Annotated in this window: 14 protein-coding genes; 11 read left to right on the plus strand and 3 right to left on the minus strand. The window is 64.7% G+C overall.

Annotation, left to right across the window (positions count from 1 at the left end):
* Positions 1 to 40: 40 nt before the first annotated feature.
* From B3P22_RS16115 to B3P22_RS16140, 6 genes are all read left to right on the plus strand, one after another.
* A complete protein-coding gene (locus tag B3P22_RS16115; protein WP_296271676.1) occupies positions 41 to 370 on the plus strand; it encodes a DUF4156 domain-containing protein in 330 nt (109 codons plus the stop codon).
* Positions 371 to 562: 192 nt separating this feature from the next.
* Complete coding sequence (locus B3P22_RS16120) at positions 563 to 802, plus strand: hypothetical protein (RefSeq protein WP_296271677.1); 240 nt, start codon at positions 563 to 565, stop codon at positions 800 to 802.
* Positions 803 to 902: 100 nt separating this feature from the next.
* Positions 903 to 6,155, plus strand: a complete 5,253-nt coding sequence (locus B3P22_RS16125) for a DNA repair ATPase (protein WP_296271678.1) — start codon at positions 903 to 905, stop codon at positions 6,153 to 6,155.
* Entirely contained in the window at positions 6,152 to 6,700 is a 549-nt protein-coding gene (locus B3P22_RS16130) for a rhomboid family intramembrane serine protease (protein WP_275545925.1), read from the plus strand. The genes B3P22_RS16125 and B3P22_RS16130 overlap by 4 nt, the downstream gene beginning before the upstream one ends.
* Before the next feature lie 15 nt (positions 6,701 to 6,715).
* Positions 6,716 to 7,402, plus strand: coding sequence for a phospholipase D-like domain-containing protein (locus B3P22_RS16135; RefSeq protein ID WP_275545924.1), 687 nt, complete (start codon positions 6,716 to 6,718; stop codon positions 7,400 to 7,402).
* Positions 7,402 to 10,113, plus strand: a complete 2,712-nt coding sequence (locus B3P22_RS16140; RefSeq protein ID WP_296271679.1) for a DEAD/DEAH box helicase — start codon at positions 7,402 to 7,404, stop codon at positions 10,111 to 10,113. Before B3P22_RS16135 ends, B3P22_RS16140 begins: the two co-directional genes overlap by 1 nt.
* 8 nt (positions 10,114 to 10,121) lie before the next feature.
* Here B3P22_RS16140 and B3P22_RS16145 read toward each other — a convergent pair whose 3' ends face one another.
* Complete coding sequence (locus B3P22_RS16145; RefSeq protein ID WP_296271680.1) at positions 10,122 to 11,840, minus strand: hypothetical protein; 1,719 nt, start codon at positions 11,838 to 11,840, stop codon at positions 10,122 to 10,124.
* Between the two features lie 190 nt (positions 11,841 to 12,030).
* Here B3P22_RS16145 and B3P22_RS16150 point away from each other — a divergent pair, with 190 nt between their 5' ends.
* Together B3P22_RS16150 and recJ are read left to right on the plus strand one after the other, a co-directional pair.
* Positions 12,031 to 12,576: a YaeQ family protein gene (locus B3P22_RS16150; protein WP_275545921.1), complete on the plus strand. Its 546-nt coding sequence runs from the start codon at positions 12,031 to 12,033 to the stop codon at positions 12,574 to 12,576.
* A gap of 276 nt (positions 12,577 to 12,852) precedes the next feature.
* Positions 12,853 to 14,562 (plus strand): single-stranded-DNA-specific exonuclease RecJ, encoded by a 1,710-nt coding sequence (gene recJ / locus B3P22_RS16155; protein WP_296271681.1) that lies wholly within the window; start codon positions 12,853 to 12,855, stop codon positions 14,560 to 14,562.
* An 18-nt stretch (positions 14,563 to 14,580) separates the two neighbouring features.
* Here the strand turns inward: recJ and dapA are convergent, their stop codons facing one another.
* Positions 14,581 to 15,447 (minus strand): 4-hydroxy-tetrahydrodipicolinate synthase, encoded by an 867-nt coding sequence (dapA, locus tag B3P22_RS16160; RefSeq protein ID WP_296271682.1) that lies wholly within the window; start codon positions 15,445 to 15,447, stop codon positions 14,581 to 14,583.
* A gap of 384 nt (positions 15,448 to 15,831) precedes the next feature.
* Between dapA and B3P22_RS16165 the strand changes: the two genes are divergently transcribed.
* Together B3P22_RS16165 and B3P22_RS16170 are read left to right on the plus strand one after the other, a co-directional pair.
* The gene (locus B3P22_RS16165) at positions 15,832 to 16,566 is read left to right on the plus strand and encodes a tellurite resistance TerB family protein (RefSeq protein ID WP_296271683.1); all 735 of its coding nucleotides are present in this window, start codon (positions 15,832 to 15,834) and stop codon (positions 16,564 to 16,566) included.
* A 78-nt stretch (positions 16,567 to 16,644) separates the two neighbouring features.
* Positions 16,645 to 18,261 carry a GMC family oxidoreductase gene (locus B3P22_RS16170; protein ID WP_296271684.1) on the plus strand — a complete coding sequence of 539 codons (1,617 nt, stop codon included), beginning with the start codon at positions 16,645 to 16,647 and terminating at the stop codon, positions 18,259 to 18,261.
* On the opposite strand, the gene B3P22_RS16175 is transcribed toward B3P22_RS16170, so the two are convergent.
* Entirely contained in the window at positions 18,256 to 19,899 is a 1,644-nt protein-coding gene (locus tag B3P22_RS16175; RefSeq protein ID WP_197856287.1) for a diguanylate cyclase domain-containing protein, read from the minus strand. The two genes, B3P22_RS16170 and B3P22_RS16175, sit on opposite strands and share 6 nt — an antisense overlap.
* A 165-nt stretch (positions 19,900 to 20,064) precedes the next feature.
* Between B3P22_RS16175 and prfB the strand changes: the two genes are divergently transcribed.
* Positions 20,065 to 21,160, plus strand: a protein-coding gene (gene prfB, locus B3P22_RS16180) for a peptide chain release factor 2 (RefSeq protein ID WP_275545916.1) whose coding sequence is annotated in 2 segments (ribosomal slippage) — positions 20,065 to 20,136 and positions 20,138 to 21,160 — 1,095 coding nt in all. Because the reading frame shifts where the segments join, the coding sequence is not laid out codon by codon here.
* Positions 21,161 to 21,209: the final 49 nt, after the last annotated feature.

Here is a 21,209-nt window from a genome sequence, read left to right on the forward strand (position 1 = left end):
TGATCCGGGCTCGGCCTTCACAAGCAAGGGAGCATCAACGATGAAACATCTCGGAACCGTATTGCCAGTGCTGCTGGGCGCACTGTTGTTGCAAGGTTGTGCAGGCACCGCGCTGAGCACCGAAGGGCAAAGCGTGCGCATCATCTCCGCCGACGAGGCGAAGAAGTGCAAGTTCGTCGACTCGATCAGCACCAACAACCAGCACACTCTGGTGGGTGAGCCTGAGGAAGACGCGCGTAACCAGGCCCGTAACCGTGTTGCCAGCCTCGGTGGCAACGCACTGCTGATCAAAGGCACCAACAACCAGATTGCGCCGTCGGGTGTGGGCTCGATCTTCACGGTGAATGGTGAAGCCTACACGTGCCGATAAACCCGGCCCGGTAGTCAGGGCGCCGCGCTGATCCTCAGTGCGGCGCCAGGGGGCAAAGGGGCGCGAGTGCGCCTGATGCCCGCGAAGTACAGTATGCCCGGCGCTTTAATCCGGGCTGTTTTGATCGATACCCCTGTCCGCGGCAGCCCGTGGACAGCCACAACCGCCTCTTCAATGCACAAGGAACCTTGCATGTCAGAACCAAGAGATTATCTGGAGATGTCTTTCCGTTCGATCCAGTGTTTCAGCAATGACGGCCGCCTGGACGTGCAGGAGCTGGGGGAGCTGTTGACCATTGCCGAGCGCGATGGGGTGATTGACGACAACGAGATTCGCGTACTGAAGAAAATCATCGCCCACCTCAAGCCCGAGGAAATCGACCCGGCGATGCGCGACAAGATCGCCGAAGTCGCGAAGAAGATCGGCGCCTAAGCGCGCCTCACCGTTTCTCGCCAGGGGGCTCGCTCTCTGGCTTCGCCCCGGATACCAGGGGCCGCATGCTTGCAGACACCGCAGATTCAGGAAGACCACGATGTCGGATGCTCCAGCCGTAGCCCAACCACAGGATGTATTGGACAAAGCCGTCGCTGAAGGCGGCGCCTATGAGGTGCTGCACAAGCGCCTGCAGGAGCAGGGGCAGCGCCTGCGCGGGCTGACCGAAGCGCTCAATGGCCAGCGTCTGGCCGAGTTTGGCAGCAGCCATATGGAAGCCATCGGTCGGGTACGCATCCGCACCGAGAACAACTGCATCGCCCGCGATATCGTCCAGGTCGGTGAGTGCCTGCTGTTCGGCTACAACGTGTTCATCGGCCTGAAGAAGGAAACCAGCGTCGCTGACGTGTTCTCTCTCTACCGCCTGGTCGAGGGTGGCGAAGGCTTTGAGGCCGAGTCGTTGCCACTGGACGGTAGCTTCCTGGCCCAGGCCAGTTTCGTCGCCGACTTCAACGAGCTGTACACCTACTACAAGAACACCCGCCTGCTGCAGCTGGCCATCCGCGACGGCAAGCTGCTGGCGAGTTTCCAGATCGGCGAGCGGATCAGCGACATCCGCGTGTTCCGCTGGTCGATCTCCACGGACGGCAAAGACGTCCGCTATATCGACAACCGCGGCGAGCGCGATATCGCGCTGCCGGCGCCGTTCGACTTCGAGTGGCAGAAGACCTCGCGTGAAATGGTGGTCAGCGGCCGTCATCCGCACATGAACATCCTCGACACCGTATTCGTCGAGACCATCGGCGGCGACCTCACCATCAAGGTCGAGAACAACACCCAGGACGGCCTGGGCATCTACCGCGAAGCGGTGGTGGACAAGACCCAGTCGCTGGATGATGCGCAGATCGAATACGCCCGCCTGGGCAGCCTGATCCTGCTGAAGATCCTGCCGTACCGCGAGGAGCAGTGGCGCTACCTGGTGTTCAACAGCCTGACCAACCAGGTCGAACGTATCGACGCCATCGGCCTGGCCTGCGTGCAGTTGCCGGAAGACCACGGCATCATCTTCCCCGGCGGCTATTACCTGCAGAGCGGCGAATACAAGACCTTCGAACAGCCCATGGGCGGCATGCGCTTCAAGCGCTCGGTGCGCTCGCCCAACGGCGAGGACGTGCAGTACATCTTCTACCACCCGGAAGAAGGCCGCTCGGCGCTGTTCACCTACAACATGATCAACCGCCAACTGCATAACCCGATCTTCGGTCACGGTTACGCGCGCCTGGAAGACGGGCGCATGGTGATCTTCTCCGCCGAGGGCAGCGAGCCGACCCGCATCCACCCGATGCAGATCTGGCAGACGCCGTTCGAGAGCGACGATTACGCCGCCCGCCAGCCGGCGCGCAGCGGTTTCTTCGGGCGTATCGGCAATGCCGAGCTGGTGCGTGGCGTGTCCGACCTGCTCAATCTCAGCCGCGAGATCGACAGCCGCGAAGTGTCGGTGGCGCGCTACACCCAGCTGTGCCAGAACACCCGTCGCCTGTTCGACGTTTATCACTGGCTCGGCGATGCCCAGTGCGCCGAGCTGGCGCCGCTGTTGCGTGAAATCGGCGCCACCGGCGAGCTGGTGCTCGACGAATTCGAGAAAGTCGAGAGCATTCGCCAGCAGTCGGCCCGCGCCATGGCCGAGGCCGAGACGCAGCAGAAGAGCCTGCTCTCCGGCCTGCTGGTCGACAGCTTTGACGAGGTGCAGCACTTCGTCGAGGCGCTGGGCGCCATCACCGCGCAGCGCGGCCAGTTGCTGACCATCCGCGATTACCGCTACATCGACGTGGCGCGCATCGACGCCATGGAAGCCGAACTGCTCGAAGCCCAGGAGCGCGTTGCGACGGCCACCTCTGCCTTCCTCGCCAGCGACGCTGCGTTGCAGCCCTATGTGCAGCGCCTGGGTGAACTGGACGGCCTGGCGCAGAAGGCCGAGAGCGTCACCCAGCTGAACGAGCCGCTGGTCGAGATGCAGGAGATGGCCGGCAACCTCGACATGCTGTCGAGCCTGATGGCGTCGCTTAAGATCGACGATGCCACCCAGCGTACCGCCATCGTCGAGTCGATTTCCGAGGTCTACGCCCACCTCAATCAGGCCAAGGCGCGTGCCGAACAGCGGCGCAAGGGTCTGGGCTCGGCCGAGACGGTGGCGCAGTTCGGCGCCCAGTTCAAACTCTTCAGCCAGGGCATCACCAATGCCCTGGCGCTGGCGCAGGACCCGGAGAAGTGCGACGAGCAGTTGTCGCGCCTGCTGGTGCAGCTCGAAGAGCTGGAAAGCCAGTTCGGCGATCACGAAGAATTCTTGAGCGACATCCTCGGCAAGCGCGAAGAACTGCTGGAGACCTTCGAGTCGCACAAGCAGAGCCTGCTCGACGACCGCCAGCGCCGCGCTCAGGGTGTGCTCGACGCCGCTCAGCGCATCCTCGACAGCCTGGGCCGGCGCACCGCGCGGCTGACCCAGATGGAGGAGCTCAACGCCTTCTTCGCCGCCGATCCGCTTATTCTCAAGCTGCGCGAAATGGCCGAGCGCCTGCGCGAGCTGAAGGACAGCGTCAAGGCCGATGACGTCGAGGCGCGCCTGAAGGCTGCCCGCGACCAGGCCGTGCGTGCCCTGCGTGATAAGAGCGAGTTGTTCGAGGAGGGCGGCAACGTCATCAAGCTCGGCCCGCGTCACCGCTTCAGCGTCAACACGCAGGAACTCGACCTGACCCTGATGCCGCGCGGTGATCAGCTCTATCTGCACCTGACAGGCACCGATTTCCTCGAACCGCTACGCGACGAGAGCCTGGAAGGCCTGCGCGACTTCTGGCAGGTGTCGCTGGAGTCCGAGTCGCCCTCGCTGTACCGCGCCGAATACCTCGCCGGCCTGGTGCTCGACGCCGCGGTGGGCGGCCGTGAAGGCCTGAGCCTGGATCTGCTCAAGACTCACCTGGCGCAGCCGGAAACACTGACCCGGCTGATCCGCGATTTTGCCGCGCCGCGCTACAAGGATGCCTACGAGAAGGGTATCCACGACCACGACGCGGCGCTGATCCTCAGCCAGTTGCTGCCGCTGCGCGAAAGCGCCGGGCTGCTGCGTTACGCGCCGGCGGCGCGGGGCTTTGCTGCGCTGTTCTGGAATCGCTGGGGGCAGGACATCGAGGCCGAGCTGTGGCCGGAGCGGGCGCGCAGCAGCCTGCACCTGCGCCGGTTGTTCGGCAGCGACGGCGGCGTGCAACGTCTGCGCGACGAGATCGACGCGGCCATGCAGCGCTTTCTCGCCCAGCATCCGTTGCCGGTCGACGCCGCACAGCGCCAGGCGGCTGCCGCCTATCTGGTCGAGGAACTGGCAGCCAAGCCGATCGAGTTCAGCTTCAGCAAGTACGCCCGGCAACTGCTCGACACCCTTCAGCAGCGCATGCAGGCCAGCCATGTCTGGGACGACTACCGCGCTGCGCTGGACAACCTGCGTGGCCGCCCGGTGCAGCGCTGGTCGCTGGCGCAGACCTGGTTCGACGGCCTGTGCGCGCAGGATGCCAGCATGGCCGAGCTGGCCGACTACGTGCCCGAGGCGATCGCCGTCAGCCTTCTGGATGAGGAGTTTCCGCGGCGTTTCACCGAGGTCGATCTACGCTTCACCGTCAGCGGCCTGCTTGGCGACCACCCGCGTGTGCAGAACGGCACGCTGCTGTTGGCCATCGACGATTATTTCGCGCGCCTGCAGCAGCACCTCGATCACTTCGTGCCGCAGCTGCAGCGCTACCAGGCGTTGCGCCAGGAGGTCATCAACCGCGAGCGCGACGCGCTGCGCCTGAGCGAATTCAAGCCGCGGCCGTTGTCGTCCTTCGTGCGTAACAAGCTGATCAACGACGTGTACCTGGGTTTCATCGGCGACAACCTGGCCAAGCAGATGGGTACCGCTGGCGAGAACAAGCGCACCGACCTGATGGGCCTGCTGATGCTCATCTCGCCGCCCGGCTACGGCAAGACCACGCTGATGGAATACGTGGCGCACCGCCTGGGCCTGATTTTCATGAAGGTCAACGGCCCGGCGCTGGGTCACGAGGTGCGCTCCATCGACCCGGCCCAGGCGCCGGACGCCACCTCGCGCCAGGAGCTGGAGAAGCTAAACCTGGCGCTGGAAATGGGCAACAACGTGATGCTCTATGTCGATGACATTCAGCACACCCACCCCGAGTTCCTGCAGAAGTTCATCTCGCTGTGCGACGGCACGCGGCGCATCGAAGGCGTGTGGAAAGGCAAGACCAAGACCTACGACATGCGCGGCAAGAAATTCTGCGTGGTGATGAGCGGCAACCCGTACACCGAGTCCGGCGACGTGTTCAAGATTCCCGATATGCTCGCCAACCGCGCCGACATCTACAACCTCGGCGACACCCTGGGCGGCATGCAGGAAGCCTTCGCGCTGAGCTATATCGAGAACAGCCTGACCTCCAACCCGGTGCTGGCGCCGCTGGCCACCCGCGACATGGCCGACGTCTACCGCTTCGTGGCCAAGGCCGAGGGCAAGCCGTTCTCGGCCAACGAGCTGAGCCACACCTACAGCGCCGCCGAGATCAACGAGATTTCCTCGACCCTGCAACGCCTGATGCAGGTGCGCGATGTGGTCGGCCGGGTCAACCAGCAGTACATCGTCAGCGCCGCGCAGGCCGACAGCTACCGTACCGAGCCGCCGTTCAAGCTGCAGGGCAGCTACCGCAACATGAACAAGATGGCCGAGAAGATCAGCTCGGTGATGAACGATGCCGAGCTGCTGCAACTGATCGCTGACCACTACCAGGGCGAGTCGCAGCTGCTCACCACCGGCGCCGAGGAAAACCTGCTCAAGCTCGCCGAGCTGCGCGGCAACCAGACGCCCGAGCAGGCCGAGCGCTGGACGCAGATCAAGCGCGACTTCATGCGCAACAAGGCCATGGGCGGCAGCGACAGCGATGTCGGTGGTCGCGTGGTGGCGCAGCTCAACGACCTGGTCGAGAGCGTTCGCGGCCTGGGGGCCGGCGGTAAGCCGGCCAGTGAGGCACCGAGCATTCCCTGGGAGCAGTTGCTGGCCGGGCTGAACAAGCTTGGCGAGCTGCGCCCGCAGGTGGAGGTGGTTGCGCCGCCGCAGCCGGGCACGCAAAAATTGCTCGAAAGCCTGGCCGATAGCCTGGAAAACAGCTTTCTGCCGCTGATCAAGGCGATGGACAAGAAGATCGACATCGATTTGCGCACTCACAACCGCATGCTGGAAATCTCCACCCAACTGCGCGACCTCGGCACGTTGCTCGGCCATGAGCGGCGCAGCGATGCCGCGGACGACGAGGCGCCGTGAGGCGAGGCTGGCTGATCGAGCTTCGCCCGCTGATATTGATCAGCGGTGCGATGCTGCTGGTGCAAGTGGTCAATGGCGCCCTGGGCGGCGCCTTGAATCTCTGGGGCCTGGTGCCCCGGCATATCGAGGCGCTGCCCGGCATCCTCATCGCGCCCTGGCTGCATGGCAGCTGGGCGCATCTGCTCAGCAACCTCAGCGGCCTGCTGGTGCTCGGCAGCTTGGTGCTGCTGCGCTCACGGCGCGATTTCTTCTTCGCCAGCGCCTTCATCATCATCGGCAGCGGCGTTCTGGTCTGGCTGTTCGGCCGCACCGGTCTGCACGTTGGCGCCAGCGGCTGGCTGTTCGGCTTCTGGGGACTATTGCTGGCGCGGGCCTGGTTCGAGCGCAGCCTGCTCGACCTGTTGCTGGCGGCGCTGGTGTTCTTCCTCTACGGCGGCTGGTTCTTCGGCCTGCTGCCGCGTGCCGGCGTTTCCTTCGAATACCACCTGGCGGGGGCTTTTTGCGGTGTGCTGTACGCCGCCCTGAGCCGCCGCCGTAATCAATGACGCAAGGGAATCTGCATGGATTTCAACCGACTCGACCAAACCCTGCGCGACAGCCTCGCCGATCTGCGCCTGAGCAACGAGGAGCGCGATGAGCTGCGTGAGCTGGGCAACGACCTCAGCCCGGATCAGGTGCGCTTCATGCGCAACCGCGCCTTCGCGCTGGTGCGTGAGCTGATCCTGAGCCCCGAGGACGCGCTGCAGGCGCTGAAGTGGCTGGAGCAGGTGATCAAGACCCTGGAAGTGCGCTGTTCGCCGGTGCGTGATCACAGCAGTGCGCATTTCAGCCCCGGCGAGAGTTGCCGCCAGCGCATCCGCGACCTGTGCCGCCAGGCGCGCGTCAGCGTGGACATCTGCGTCTACACCATCTCCGACGATCAGCTCAGCGAGGAGGTGCTCGCCTGTCATCAGCGTGGCATTGCCGTGCGGGTGATCAGCGACAATGAAAAACAGTTCGATGCCGGCAGCGACATCCAATGGCTCAAGGACAAGGGCGTGCCACTGCGTATCGACGCCGGGCCATTCCACATGCACCACAAGTTCGCCTTGTTCGATGGTCGTCTGCTGCTCAACGGCAGCTTCAATTGGACGCGCAGCGCCACCACCAGCAACGAGGAAAACCTGCTGGTGACCGACGACCCGCATCTGGTGGCCGAATACCGGCGCGAGTTCGACAAGCTCTGGGCCCGTTACGCAGGTAACTGATGGACCATCCTCACGCCCGCCAACTGCTCGGCTTCTATCGCAGCTGCTACCTGGCCGACAGCCGCGACCTGGATCTGGACAACCTGAGCAAGCTTCCCGCCAGCCGCTGGGCCTGGCTCGATGGGCGCGAGGAGCTGGCCAGCGGCGGCATACCGCTGTTGCCATTGTCCGCCGAGTTGGGCCGCAGCCTGGCCGAGGCGCAGGCGCTGTATCAACGCGAACTGCAACTGATCTACGGCGTGCTGCCGATCTGCGGTCGCCTGCAACTCGATAGCGGCGCCTCGCAGGTGATCTGCGGGCCGCTGTTCTATTACGAGGCCAGCCTGCAGGCGACGGCCGACGGCCAGAGTCAGCTGCTTGCCATCGATCCGCAGCAGGTGCGAGCTAACTGGCGCTTGCTGCGCCGTGTGTTCGATGAGGGCAGCAATGACAGCCTCGACGGGCTGCCGCTGCCGACCGGCACGCTGGACGCCGCCTCCCTGGGGCAATTGCTGGCCTGGGTAGCGCGCAACACGCAAGTGGGCGAAGTCAGTGAGGCGGCGGGGTTCCCGCAGCTGGCAGATGCCGAGACCTTGGCCAAGGCTCAGCGTCGTCGCAGCCTGTCGCTACAGGCCGGCGCCTTCGTCGCCCTGGTGCCGCGCGGCAGCGGCAGTCGCGGTATCGCCCATGAGCTGCAGCTGCTGCAGGAGGCCGAGCAGCTTTCGCCCGCCTTGTTGCAGCTACTCGGTGAAGTGCCTGCCTTGCAGTCCACGGGCTCCATCAGCGCGCCGCAGCGCCTGCCGGCGCAACTCAGCGCGGCCCAATGCCGGGCGTTGGCCAATGCCGCGCGCTATCCGCTGAGCCAGGTTTCCGGCCCGCCCGGTACCGGCAAGAGCTACAGCCTGGCGGCCCTTGCGCTGGATCGCTACCTGCAGGGCGAGAGCGTGCTGCTGGTCAGCCGCAGCGTACAGGCGGTGCGGGTCATCGCGCACAAGCTGCGCGAGGATTTCGGCCTGCGCGACGGCGTGCTCGAAGGCGATGGCCAGAGCCTGCGCCAGGCCTTGCGCGAACGCTTGCAGCGCATGCTGCAGGGTGAGATTCCGGAGGTCTCCGAGCAGCTCGAGGCGCGTCAGCGCAGCGAGCTGGAGGTGCTGACCCAAGCCGAGCGGCGCCTCTCGACAGACTTCCGCAAGCGCTGCGAACAGGCCGTGCGCTGGAGTCGCCTGCTGTTGCGTGCCGAGCGCGGCAGCCTGGCCTTCTGGCAACGCTGGCTGCAGGTGCCCTGGGTGCGCAAACGGCTTGGCGCCAGCGTGCGCCCCTGGGCCTTACTGGACGAACTGCGTGACAGCCAGCGGCGCCGCCAACTGCTCAGTCGCGAGCACCTCAACAGCCATCGCAGCCTGGCACTCAAGCGCCTGTTGATGACCGACCGTGGGCTGTTCGTGCGCTACAACCAGGCCATCCGCGCGCGTAATTCGCAGCGCCAACTGGCCCTGTTCGAGGATATCGACCCGGCGCGCCTGCTCGCTGCCTTCCCGATCTGGGTGGTGACGCTGGACGAGCTGCACCGGCTGTTGCCGCTGCGCCCGGAACTGTTCGACGTGATGGTGATGGACGAGGCGACCCAGTGCGACATCGCCTCGGCACTGCCGGCTTTCCAGCGCTGCAAGCGCGCGGTGGTGACTGGCGATGCGCGCCAGCTGCGGCACATCTCCTTCCTTTCCCGCGTGCGCGAGACGCAGTTGTTGCAGCGCGCCGGCCTGCAGGCCGAAGAGCGAGAGGCCTGGAGCTACCGAGACAATAGCGTGCTGGACCTGGTCGGCCTGCAACTGGCCAGCCAGGACGCCGTGGTGTTTCTCGACGAACACTTTCGCAGCCGCCCGGCGCTGATCCGCTTCAGCAACGAATTGTTCTACGACCGGCGTCTGCGAGTGATGAAGGAGCGCCCTGGCTTCGATGCCTGCGACAGCCTGCAGCTGCTGCGCATCGAGGGGCGGCGTGGGCGCAATGGTGTCAACGAGGCGGAAGTGGAGCGCGTACTGGCACTGGTCACGGCGCATCTGGCCGAGTACCTAGGCAGCCCGCTCAAACCCAGCATCGGCATGCTGTCACCGTTTCGCGATCAGGTCGAACGCATCCGCGCGCGCATCGGCGAAACCCTGCCGCTGGAGCAATTGCGCGAGTTCCGCCTGCTGGTGGATACACCTTATGGATTCCAGGGCGAGGAGCGCGACCTGATGATCCTCAGCTTCGCCATCGATAGCGAGTCGAGCCAGGCTGCGGCCTATCTGAATCGCGCCGACCTGTTCAACGTCGCCATCACCCGCGCCCGCGAGCGCCAGGTGCTGCTGTTCAGTGGCGACGAGCGTCAGTTGCCGGCCACTCACCTGCTGCGGCGTTATCTGGAGTACCTCGAGAAGCCCGGCGCGGTCTGGCAACCCGGCGCCACCGACGCGGCGCGGCAGACCCTGTGCGAAGCGCTGCAGGCCCGCGGCGTCAGCGTCTGGAACCACTATCCGCTGGCTGGCCAGGTACTGGACCTGTTCTGCCGCCGTGGCGACAAATGCCTTGCCATCGACCTGATCGGCTTTCCGGGGGAGGGCGAGGGCTTCCTCGAGCTGGAGCGCTATCTGGTTCTGACGCGCGCCGGTCTGGAAACCCTGCCGCTGAGCTACGGCCTCTGGCGCGAGGCCCCGCAACAGGTGTTGGAGGCGATACTGGCGCGCCTCTGACGGGTGCTTCAAGCAGCCGCGGGGCGCGGCCAGAAATCATCGCTCGTGAGTCTGTCGAGCAGTCGGTGATTCAGCGCGATGGCCACTTCATCCTCGGTTTCCTGCAGTTTCGTCAGCAGCTTGTCGAGTGCCTGCTCTGCGTCGAACAGGTCCATGTAGCTCAGATGTTCCACTGCATGCTCGAGGTGATCCTGCTCGACCAGCACTTGCAGCCATTCCGATGCAACGTTGTGATCGGTTTGGATGTTGGCACGCAGTGCGAGCGCTTGCTCAAGGCGACCGAGTCGCAGGTAGGCAATGGCCAGACCCTCCTGCAATAGGGCCAGGTCGTACTCATCCAGCGCCTCGTTCAGTTCGACATTTTGCAGCTTGAGATGCACGGCATTCAGTAGGGCGTGCGCGTCGTCCAGGCGCCCCAGGCGCTGTAGCAGCAGAGCGCGTTGCTTGAGGTTGAGCATCTGGTTGTACAGCGGTTGGCGGTCGGTAAGACGCTGCATTTCCTCCAGCGCCCGGCGCAGCTCGTAGCTGTTGCGCTGGCGCTCGGGCTGGCTGAGCTGAATCTCCAGTTGCGCCTCGATCACGAACAGGCGCAGCTGGTCACGTTCCTCGCCGTCAGGCAGGGCTTCGACGCGCTGCTCGGCCTGGTCGAGCAGGCAGGCGGCGACTTCGGCGTGGCTCTGCCGATAGAGCTTCCAGAGTGACAGGCATAGATCGATGCGCAGGGTTTCGTGGCGCGCAAACTGCTCAATATCCTGTTGCACGCCGTCGGCCTTGCCGTGATCGAAACGCCATCTGAGCAGACGTAGAAGCAGCCGCTCTTGCACGCTCTCATCCGCCGCGGTGATGAGCTCTTCGGCCTGCTGCAGGTAGCCGCGCTGCAGCAGCGTATCGAGCAGTAGTTCGTAGGAAGCGCTGCGCCACAGAATATCGAGGCGTTCGATCTGCTCGATGGCCTGCTCGAATAGGCCGGCTTCGATCAGCGCGGCAATGAACGGATTGTCGCGCTCAAGCCTGAGCGTCGCGGCGCTTTCCAGCAGGCGCTGGATATCGCCCAGGCGAGCCAGCTCGCCTGCGCACAGGTCCAGACCCAGCATGTCCTGCGCATCGGCGCTTTGTTTGAGCGTCCAGAACTGTTCCAGACTGCGGCGGGCCCCCTCACGATCGCCCTGTTCGCGTTGCTGGCGAGCGAGATCCAGCCATTGCAGTTCGGAAAGCTGCCCGCTGCCAAGCAGGTCTTCCAGGGTTTCACGGGCCTCGTCCGATTTACCTTGAGCGGCCAGCAGGCTCGCGCGCAATAGCGGTTCCTCTGGCAGTTCCTCGCCGAGCTGCTCAAGCAGGGCGACGGCCTCTCCGGCTCGCCCGGCGTCGACCAGCTCCTGAAGTAGCGTGATCAATGCCTGCTGGCGGTGATGGCTGTCCAGGCGCGAACGCAGCGCCTGTGCCTCATCCCGTCGGTGCAGGTGCCAGAGCGTTGCATAAAGAGGCGCGTTGACGACCTGCCAGGCGTCGCCCTCCAGGCGTGCGGCCAGTTGCAGCGCCAGCTCCGGCGCGAGCATGCGCAGCATGGCGATGCGGTTGACCTGGGCGACCTCGGTCAGCGTCAGTTGCGCAGGGGTTCCGACAATGGCCAGGCGAGGCTCTGGTCCTCCATCTGCTGGCGACGCCAGCACGGCGCCGACGATGATCGCCAATATCGACGCGACTAAAAGAATCGCGAAAACTTCCATGAAACCTCCTTGTGGCACGCTTTCCCTTGGGGCATCCGTCAGAACGGCCCGGCGTAGCGCTTTATACGGATCACCCCTCATGCTGACAACCGCGCGCAGCGCCATTTGCCAAACCGTTCATTCCAGCGTCGGCATCAAGGTAGCGATTCACGGTAGACTTGCGCTCTTTCGACCAGCCAAGAAGCCCGCCATGGCCCTGCCATCGACCACCTACAAGATCGAGCTCAACCTCACCGACATGGATCGCAGCGTCTACGAGAACCTGCGTTTCACCGTCGCGCGCCACCCCTCGGAAACCGAAGAACGCCTGGCCGCGCGGTTGATCGCCTATGCGCTGTTCTATCACGAGCAACTGGCGTTCGGCCGTGGCCTGTCGGATGTCGACGAGCCGGCATTGTGGGAAAAGAGCCTGGACGATCGCGTGTTGCACTGGATCGAGGTCGGCCAGCCGGACAGCGAGCGCATCACCTGGTGCTCGCGGCGTACCGAGAAGTTCAGCCTGGTGGCCTACGGCAACCTGCGGGTGTGGCAGACCAAGTGCCTCGACCCGGTGCGCAGCCTGAAGAATATCAACGTGGTCGCGCTGGGGCAGGAGGCGTTGGCCGACCTCGCGCTGGACCTACCGCGTTCGCTGTCCTGGAGTGTGATGATCAGCGATGGCGAACTGTTCGTCACTGACGAGCGCGGCCAGCACGAGATTCCGCTGGAGTGGCTGGCTGGCGAACGCGGAGCTTGATGAGTAGCGTAGGGTGGACGACGCTCTTTTCGTCCACCACAAGTGCGCAAGGTGGACGGATGAAGCGTCGTCCACCCTACGAATCTGGCCGGCGAGCGTTGAAGCCTAACCCGGATTGCATCCGGGCTACGGTCAGTTCCCTCTCCCCTCGGGGAGAGGGCTAGGGAGAGGGGGATCTCGGCGACTCGGTGTTGCTGGATGAACCCTCTCCCCCAGCCCCTCTCCCATAAATGGGAGAGGGGAGACAAACCCCGTCTCACCTGAAATAGACCCAACATGCGTATCGAAGCCCGTCCCTTACCCACGCAACTGCCTGACCTGGGCAACCTGCCGCCGCTGCTCACCCGTCTCTACGCTGCCCGTGGCGTACAGTCCGCCGAGGAGCTCGACAAGGGCCTGGCGCGGCTGATCCCCTACCCGCAGCTCAAGGGTATCGACGCCGCCGTCGAGCTGCTGGTCGAGGCGCTGGCGCAACGCCAGCGCATCCTGATTGTCGGCGACTTCGATGCCGACGGCGCCACTGCCAGCTCGGTCGGCGTGCTTGGCCTGCGCCTGCTCGGTGCGGCGCATGTGGACTATCTGGTACCGAACCGCTTCGAATACGGCTACGGCCTGACCCCGGAAATCGTCGCCGTGGCGCTGGAGCGTCAGCCCGACCTGCTGCTGACCGTGGACAACGGCATCTCCAGCGTCGATGGCGTGGCCGCGGCCAAGGCGGCGGGGCTCAAGGTGCTGGTCACCGACCATCACCTGCCAGGGCCGGAACTGCCGGCGGCCGACGCTATCGTCAACCCCAACCAGCCGGGTTGCGACTTCCCGAGCAAGGCCATGGCCGGCGTCGGCGTGATGTTCTACGTGCTGCTGGCGTTGCGCGCGCGCCTGCGCGAGACCGGCTGGTTCGCCAGCCGTGCCGAGCCCAATCTGGGCGAACTGCTTGACCTGGTGGCATTGGGTAGCGTGGCCGACGTGGTGCCGCTGGATGCCAACAACCGCATCCTGGTGCACCAGGGCCTGGCGCGCATTCGTGCCGGCCGTGCGCGCCCGGGCCTGCGGGCGATCCTCGAAGTGGCTGGGCGCGACCACCGGCGCATCACTTCCACCGATCTCGGTTTCATCCTCGGCCCGCGACTGAATGCGGCCGGGCGTCTGGACGACATGAGCCTGGGCATCGAATGCCTGCTCTGCGACGACGAGGCGCTGGCCCGCGACATGGCGGTGCAGCTCGACCAGCTCAACCAGGACCGCAAGGCCATCGAGCAGGGCATGCAGCGCGAGGCGCTGGCCCAGCTCAAGGATCTGTCGCTGGACGACATGCCGTTCGGCCTGTGCCTGTTCGAGCCGGACTGGCACCAGGGTGTGATCGGCATTCTTGCCTCGCGTCTGAAGGAGCGTTACCACCGCCCGGCCATCGCCTTCGCTGATGCGGGTGAGGGGATGCTCAAGGGCTCAGCGCGATCGGTGCCGGGGCTGCATATCCGTGATGCGCTGGACGCCGTGGCGGCGCGCCATCCGGGGCTGATCAGTAAGTTCGGCGGGCATGCCATGGCTGCCGGCCTGTCGTTGCCGGAGGCCAACTTCGGTGCCTTCGCCGCCGCCTTCGACGCCGAGGTGCGGCGTCAGCTCTGCGAGGACGACCTGACCGGCCGCCTGCTGTCCGACGGTCAGCTCGACGCCACCGAGTTCCACCTGGAGCTGGCCCGTGCCCTACGCAACGCCGGCCCCTGGGGCCAGCATTTCCCCGAACCGCTGTTTCATGGGGTGTTCCAGATCGTCGGTCAGCGCATCGTCGGTGAGCGCCATCTGAAGCTGGTGCTCAAGACCGAGTGCGGCAGCGTGCAGCTCGACGGCATCGCCTTCAACATCGACCGCGACGTCTGGCCCAACCCGACGCTGCGCTGGGCCGAGCTGGCCTACAAGCTCGACCTCAACGAGTTCCGCGGCAACGAAACGGTGCAACTGATGGTGGCGCATATCGCTCCGCGTTAAGGCGGGGCAGTGCATTAGCTAATCCGCCAACGTGGCCAGCACTTGACGCAGGCGTTCGCGGTTTTCCTGCGAGCAGGGCAGTATCGGCGCGCGTACCTCGTCGTGGGTCAGTTCCAGCAAGGCCAGGGCCGCCTTTACGGCTGCCGGGTTGGCTTCGCTGAACGCCGCCTGCATCCAGGGCAATAGACGGTAGTGCAACTGCCGGGCGCCCTGCAGATCGCCTTGAGCCACACATCGCTGCATCTCCACGTAAAGGTCGGCGCGAATATGCGCCGATGCCGAGATGGCACCCGCGCCACCCAGGCACAGGGTATTGAAGATCTGCACGTCCTCGCCGGCCAGCACCTGCACCTGGCCGTCGGCGATCAGCGCCATGGTGGTTTCGGCATCGCCCGCGCAGTCCTTGATGGCTTGGATATTGGGATGACGGACGATGCGTCGCAGCGTCTCGCGCTCGATGCGCACGCCGGTGCGGTAGGGAATGTCGTAGAGCACCAGCGGCACCTCGGCGGCGTCTGCCAGCGTGGTGAAGAAGTGCTCCAATCCTGCCTGCGACGGACGGATGTAGTAAGGCGCCGGTACCAGCAGACCGGCCAGCGGGCGGCGCTGGATTTCCCGTTGCAGATCGAGCAAAGCCCTCAGCTGGTTACCGGCCAGGCCCATGATCACACGCTCTGCCGGCACGCGCTGGAGCACGGCATCCAGCACTGCCAGTTGCTCAGCCTGGCTCAGTGCGGCGGCTTCGCCAGTGGTGCCGCAGACCACGAAACCCGCGACACCGTCCTTCAGCAATTTGGCCGTCAGCCGGTCTAGGCTGGCGAAATCGATCTCGCCGTTGTGAAAGGGGGTGACCAGCGCCACCCAGATACCTTGAAAAGCGGACATGCGAAACTCCTTGCGACTGACCGTCTTGGTCGCCGTCAGGGAGGGTGCGGGATACGAGCGGGAGGGGGATCTTCAATCTGGCGCTTGTCCTGTCAGCCCATCTGACGGGACAGCACGCCCCGGTCAAATGAGCGACTGTTTCTTGGATTTCTTGGCAACGACGACGCACGCGCACTGCCAGGCGATGGAACCTGGGAGCAGTGCTTGGTGGTCGAAGGTGGCGTACATGAAGAACAGCCCGTTGCCTGAATCGTCCGGCGATGGTGCTTGGACGCTGGCGCGGCTGTCAAGCGGCCCCGGCGGTAATATCTGGAAGCATTCGGCTAGCTGCCGGGCCAATGGCCGAGGCCTACACTCGGCGAGATTTCCTCAGGAGAATGCGCGATGAATACCCGTGGCTTGCTCGATCAACTGCTCAAATCCGGTCAGGACCTGCTGCAACAGAAAGGCGCTGGCGGAGCCTCTTCCGGGCTTGGTGGCACGCTGGGTGGCCTGCTCGGCGGTGGCGCGGGCAAGAGCGGCGGCGGTGATCTCGGCTCGATGCTCAAGGGCGCCGGTGGCGGCGCTGCGCTGGCCATGCTGCTGGGCAACAAGCGGGTGCGCAAGGTCGGTGGCAAGGTGGCGGTCTATGGCGGCCTGGCCGCGCTTGGCGTGCTGGCCTACAAGGCCTACGGCAACTGGCAGGCGCAACAGGCCCAGCAGGGCGGGGCGCAGCCGGTCGAGCCGCAGACGCTCGATCGCCTGCCGGCGCCGCAGGCCGAGCAGCACAGCCACGCCATTCTCAAGGCCCTGGTGGCGGCGGCCAAGGCCGATGGCCATGTCGATGATCGTGAGCGTCAGCTGATCGAAGAGGAACTGGGCAAGCTGGCGCAGGACGCCGAGTTGCAGGCCTGGCTGCACACCGAACTGAACAAGCCGCTGGACCCGGCCGATGTCGCGCGTGCCGCCACCACGCCGGAAATGGCCGCGGAAATGTACCTGGCCAGCGTGCTGATGGTGGACGAGGAGCACTTCATGGAGCGTGCCTACCTCGAAGAGCTGGCGCGCCAGCTGCAGTTGCCGTCGGCGCTGAAGAGCGAGCTGGAGGCACAGGTGCGGGTCGAGTTGCAGCGCGTTTAGACGAAAAGATCATTCATTCTCGCGCTCGGCTTGTTTTAGGCTGAAGGCCAACGACAAGAACGACACGCGAGGATGCCCATGTCGCAAGCGCCCCTGGATGCCTATGACTACCTGATCGTGGGGGCCGGCCCGGCCGGCTGCCTGCTGGCCAATCGGCTGTCTGCCGACCCGGGCGTCAGCGTACTGCTGATCGAGGCTGGCGGGCGCGACAACTATCCCTGGATTCATATCCCGGTCGGCTATCTCTACTGCATCGGCAACCCGCGTACCGACTGGTGCTACAGCACCGAGGCCGATCCCGGCCTGAACGGTCGCAGTCTCAAGTACCCGCGTGGGCGCGTGCTCGGCGGCTGTTCCTCGATCAACGGCATGATCTACATGCGCGGTCAGGCGGGTGACTACGACGCCTGGGCGGCTGCAGGCAATGCCGGTTGGGCCTGGCGCGACGTGCTGCCGCTGTTCAAACGCGCGCAAAATCACTTTGCCGGCGCCAGCGACCTGCATGGCGGCGACGGCGAGTGGCGGGTCGAGCGCCAGCGCCTGTCCTGGGAAATTCTCGAAGCCTTTCGTGCGGCAGCGGCGCAGAGAGGCATAGCCAGCGTCGATGACTTCAATGGCGGCGACAACGAAGGCTGCAGCTACTTTCAGGTCAACCAGAAACGCGGCGTGCGCTGGAATGCGTCCAAGGCGTTTCTACGTGACATACGCCGGCGCGCCAATCTGCACGTGCTGACCGGTGCTGAAGCCGAGCGCCTGGAATTGGAGGACGGCCGCGCCAGCACCTTGCATCTGCGTTGGCAGGGCCAGGTCGTGCGGGTCAGGGCGCGCCGCGAGATCGTGCTATGCGCAGGTGCCATCGGCTCGCCGGCCTTGCTGCAGCGTTCCGGCATTGGCCCCCGGCCGCTGCTCGAGCGCCTTAGCATCGGCGTGAAGCATGAGCTGGCAGGCGTTGGCGAGAACCTGCAGGACCACCTGCAACTGCGGCTGATCTACCGGGTCGAGGGGGTAAAGACCCTCAATCGCATCGTCGCCACGCCCTGGGGCAAGCTGGGCATGGGCCTGGAATACCTGCTCAAGCGCAGCGGGCCGCTGTCCATGGCGCCCAGCCAGCTGGGCGCTTTCGCCAAATCCGACCCCGGCCAGGCGCGCGCCAATCTGCAATACCACGTGCAACCGCTGTCGCTGGAACGCTTCGGTGAGCCCTTGCACGACTTCCCAGCGTTTACTGCCTCGGTGTGCAACCTGCGCCCGCACAGTCGTGGGCGTGTCGCGATCACTTCGGTTGACGCTGCCGTCGCGCCATCGATCCAGCCCAACTACCTGAGCGACGAGCGCGACCTGCAGGTGGCGGCCGATGCCATCCGTCTGACCCGGCGCATCGTCGCTGCACCTGCCCTGGCCGGCTACCGGCCCGAGGAATACAAGCCGGGGCCGGATTACCAGAGCGAGGCCGATCTGCAGCGGGCAGCGGGGGAGATAGGCACCACCATCTTCCACCCGGTGGGCACCTGCGCGATGGGGCAGGGGCAGGGTGCGGTGGTCGATGCTCGATTGCGCGTGCACGGTATCGCCGGCTTGCGGGTGGTCGATGCGTCGATCATGCCGACCATCGTCTCGGGCAATACCTGCTCGCCGGTGCTGATGATCGCGGAGAAGGCCGCGCTGATGATTAAGGAGGATGCGCTGAGGTCATGAGGCCTCGGTCGACTCGTCCTGGAACCGGACGTGGTTGCGCCCGTCCTGTTTGGCCCGATGCAGGGCCTGATCGGCTAGATCCAGAGCGCTGCCGAGATCTTCGTGATCCAAAGGCCAGACTGCGCCCCCGATGCTGCACGAAATACTGACGAGAGCGGTTTCCAGACTGACCGGTTGGCGCACCGTGATCAAGGTGCGTTCGGCAATATGCTGCGCCTGCGTGCGAGCCTCTCGCTCGGGCACCTGCAGCACCATGAGAAACTCGTCTCCGCCCAGGCGTGCCACCATGTCGCCGTCGCGTAGGCCGCGGCGCAGGCGTTGGGCTACCTCGCGCAACAGGTGGTCACCCAAGGTCGTGTCGTGCACCTCGTTGATCGCCGTGAAATCGTCCAGATCCAGGTAGAGCAATGCCAGGCAACTGCCTTGCTGCGTGCTGAGCTGCTGCGCCTGCAGCAAGCATTTCTCCAGAGCCAGACGGTTTGGCAGCCCGGTCAGCGGGTCCTGGTGTGCGAGGTTCTCCATGGCGACGAGTGCGCGCTTCTGCAGGGTCAGGCGTTCTACCAGTTTGCGAATCGACTGGCTCAGCTGGGCGATTTCACGGCTCCCGTGCAGCTCGGGAATCTCGCTGATCTGGCCGGCGCTGAGGCGATCGGCGGCCTCGACGATGTCGTGCAGCGGGCGGGTGTAGTGGCCGCTGAGCATCCAGCCGGCCAGGGCGAATACCACGGCCAGGCCGCCACCCCACATCAGGATGGTCAGCATCAGCGAGCGTGCCGGGGCGTAGGCGAGTTCGAGGTCCTGGCGCGCTACCACCGTCCAGCCCAAACCGGGGTAGTCCTGATAGCCCTGGCTGAGAGTCATGCCGGTCAGATATTCGGTGCCGTCCGGCCAGCGCTGCACGGCCCAGTGGCTGGCCCCAGGACGCAGACCTTCCAGGGCAGGCAACTGCAGCGACTGGCCGATCATTTCCCTTGGACCAAGGAGGATGCTGCGGTCCTTGCCAATGATGAAGAACTCGACGTTGCGGCGTTTCTGTATGGGAGCCAAGATTGCCTGGCGCACTTCGTCGGCCCAGCGCCATGACAGGTGCGACGCGAGTACAGCTACAGGCTTGCCGCGGTCGGCGCTCATCGGCAAGCTGATATCGACGAATTTCATCGCCTCGCCAGTGGGGTTGGGTAGCAATTTTGCCAGCAACACCGCTTCGTGTACGTCACCGATGAACAGTCCTTTCTGCGCCTCCATATAGACCGGTCGCTGGGCGATGCTGGCACCTTCCAGCACACCATTGCTGGACGCCACCACGGTGCCCTGTGCGTCGGTGAGGCCAATCCAGGCGAAGCTGGGAACCTCCCTCTGCAGGTTGTCGAGCAGGTGCCTGACCTGTTTCGGGTCCTGCGGCTCACGCAAGGTCTGCAGGCTGGCCAGTACCCTTAGCATGGCGGCGCGCCCGGCCATGTCGCGATCTAGGCGATCGACCATGGTGTAGGTCTGCTCAGCCATATCCCGACCTACCTCTTTGCGAATCTGCTCGCTGCTGTATTCGCCTATCAGTGTGCCCAGCAGCCAGGTAAGTGCGGCCACAAGCAGGGCGATGATCAGGGCGAAGCGGCTGCGTAGACTGTGCGAGAAGGGCATGGATGGGGCTCCGAGATTGCCATTCTTATGAAACTTTGGGCGCAAGTATAGTTCGCCCTTAGAGCTGAGTTATGCGACCTGCGGGCCGTGACAGGCTGCCAGCGGAGCTGCGTTTGGGTATAATCGCCGGCTTTTCCGTCCGATTTGCCGCGAGCGCCGACTACCATGGAAATCAATCCGATCCTCAACGCCATCAAGGACCTGTCCGAACGTACCCAGTCAATTCGGGGGTATCTTTGACTACGATCACAAGCATGATCGTCTGGTCGAAGTAAACCGCGAGCTGGAAGACGCCAGCGTCTGGAACAAGCCCGAGTACGCCCAAGCCCTGGGCCGTGAGCGCGCCATGCTGGCGCAGATCGTCGAAACCATCGACGACCTCACCGGCAGCCTGGCCGATTCCAAGGATCTGCTGGAAATGGCTGCCGAAGAGAACGACGAAGGCGCGGTCAGCGACATCGTCGCCGAAGTCGAGCGCCTGCGCGAAATTCTTGAAAAGCTGGAATTCCGCCGCATGTTCAGCGGCGAGATGGACCCGAACAACTGCTACCTGGATATCCAGGCCGGTTCCGGCGGCACCGAGGCCCAGGACTGGGCCAACATCCTGCTGCGCATGTACCTGCGCTGGGCCGACAAGCGCGGCTTCAGTGCCGAGATCGTCGAGCTGTCCGAGGGTGAAGTCGCCGGCATCAAGGGCGCCACCGTGCACATCAAGGGCGAGTACGCCTTCGGCTGGCTGCGTACCGAGATCGGCGTGCACCGCTTGGTGCGCAAGAGCCCGTTCGACTCCGGTGCGCGTCGTCACACCTCGTTCTCGGCGGTGTTCGTCTCCCCCGAAATCGACGACAAGGTGGACATCGAGATCAACCCGTCCGACCTGCGTATCGACACCTACCGCTCCTCCGGCGCCGGTGGTCAGCACGTAAACACCACCGACTCGGCGGTGCGTATCACCCACGTGCCGACCAACACCGTGGTGGCCTGCCAGAACGAACGTTCGCAGCACGCCAACAAGGACACCGCGATGAAGATGCTGCGGGCCAAGTTGTACGAGCTGGAGATGCAGAAGCGCAACGCCGCCTCACAGGCGCTGGAAGACAGCAAGTCGGACATCGGCTGGGGGCACCAGATTCGCTCCTACGTGCTCGACGACTCGCGCATCAAGGATCTGCGTACCGGTGTCGAGCGTAGTGACTGCCAGAAGGTGCTCGATGGCGACCTCGACGGCTATCTCGAGGCCAGCCTCAAGCAGGGCCTGTAAGCTCAGTAACCCATCCGTAGGCGTCGGACAGCCGGCGCCTGCTCAAATT

Source organism: Pseudomonas sp. UBA6323 (genome assembly GCF_002439135.1).
Classification (GTDB): Bacteria; Pseudomonadota; Gammaproteobacteria; order Pseudomonadales; family Pseudomonadaceae; genus Aquipseudomonas.

Excerpts from the sequence above, each read along its gene's own strand:
- B3P22_RS16170 (WP_296271684.1), top strand. The coding sequence starts at position 16,645 with ATGTCGCAAGCGCCCCTGGATGCCTATGACTACCTGATCGTGGGGGCC.
- B3P22_RS16150 (WP_275545921.1), top strand. The coding sequence starts at position 12,031 with ATGGCCCTGCCATCGACCACCTACAAGATCGAGCTCAACCTCACCGAC.
- B3P22_RS16175 (WP_197856287.1), bottom strand. The coding sequence starts at position 19,899 with ATGCCCTTCTCGCACAGTCTACGCAGCCGCTTCGCCCTGATCATCGCC.
- B3P22_RS16165 (WP_296271683.1), top strand. The coding sequence starts at position 15,832 with ATGAATACCCGTGGCTTGCTCGATCAACTGCTCAAATCCGGTCAGGAC.
- B3P22_RS16120 (WP_296271677.1), top strand. The coding sequence starts at position 563 with ATGTCAGAACCAAGAGATTATCTGGAGATGTCTTTCCGTTCGATCCAG.
- B3P22_RS16125 (WP_296271678.1), top strand. The coding sequence starts at position 903 with ATGTCGGATGCTCCAGCCGTAGCCCAACCACAGGATGTATTGGACAAA.
- B3P22_RS16115 (WP_296271676.1), top strand. The coding sequence starts at position 41 with ATGAAACATCTCGGAACCGTATTGCCAGTGCTGCTGGGCGCACTGTTG.
- recJ (WP_296271681.1), top strand. The coding sequence starts at position 12,853 with ATGCGTATCGAAGCCCGTCCCTTACCCACGCAACTGCCTGACCTGGGC.
- dapA (WP_296271682.1), bottom strand. The coding sequence starts at position 15,447 with ATGTCCGCTTTTCAAGGTATCTGGGTGGCGCTGGTCACCCCCTTTCAC.
- B3P22_RS16145 (WP_296271680.1), bottom strand. The coding sequence starts at position 11,840 with ATGGAAGTTTTCGCGATTCTTTTAGTCGCGTCGATATTGGCGATCATC.
- B3P22_RS16140 (WP_296271679.1), top strand. The coding sequence starts at position 7,402 with ATGGACCATCCTCACGCCCGCCAACTGCTCGGCTTCTATCGCAGCTGC.
- B3P22_RS16135 (WP_275545924.1), top strand. The coding sequence starts at position 6,716 with ATGGATTTCAACCGACTCGACCAAACCCTGCGCGACAGCCTCGCCGAT.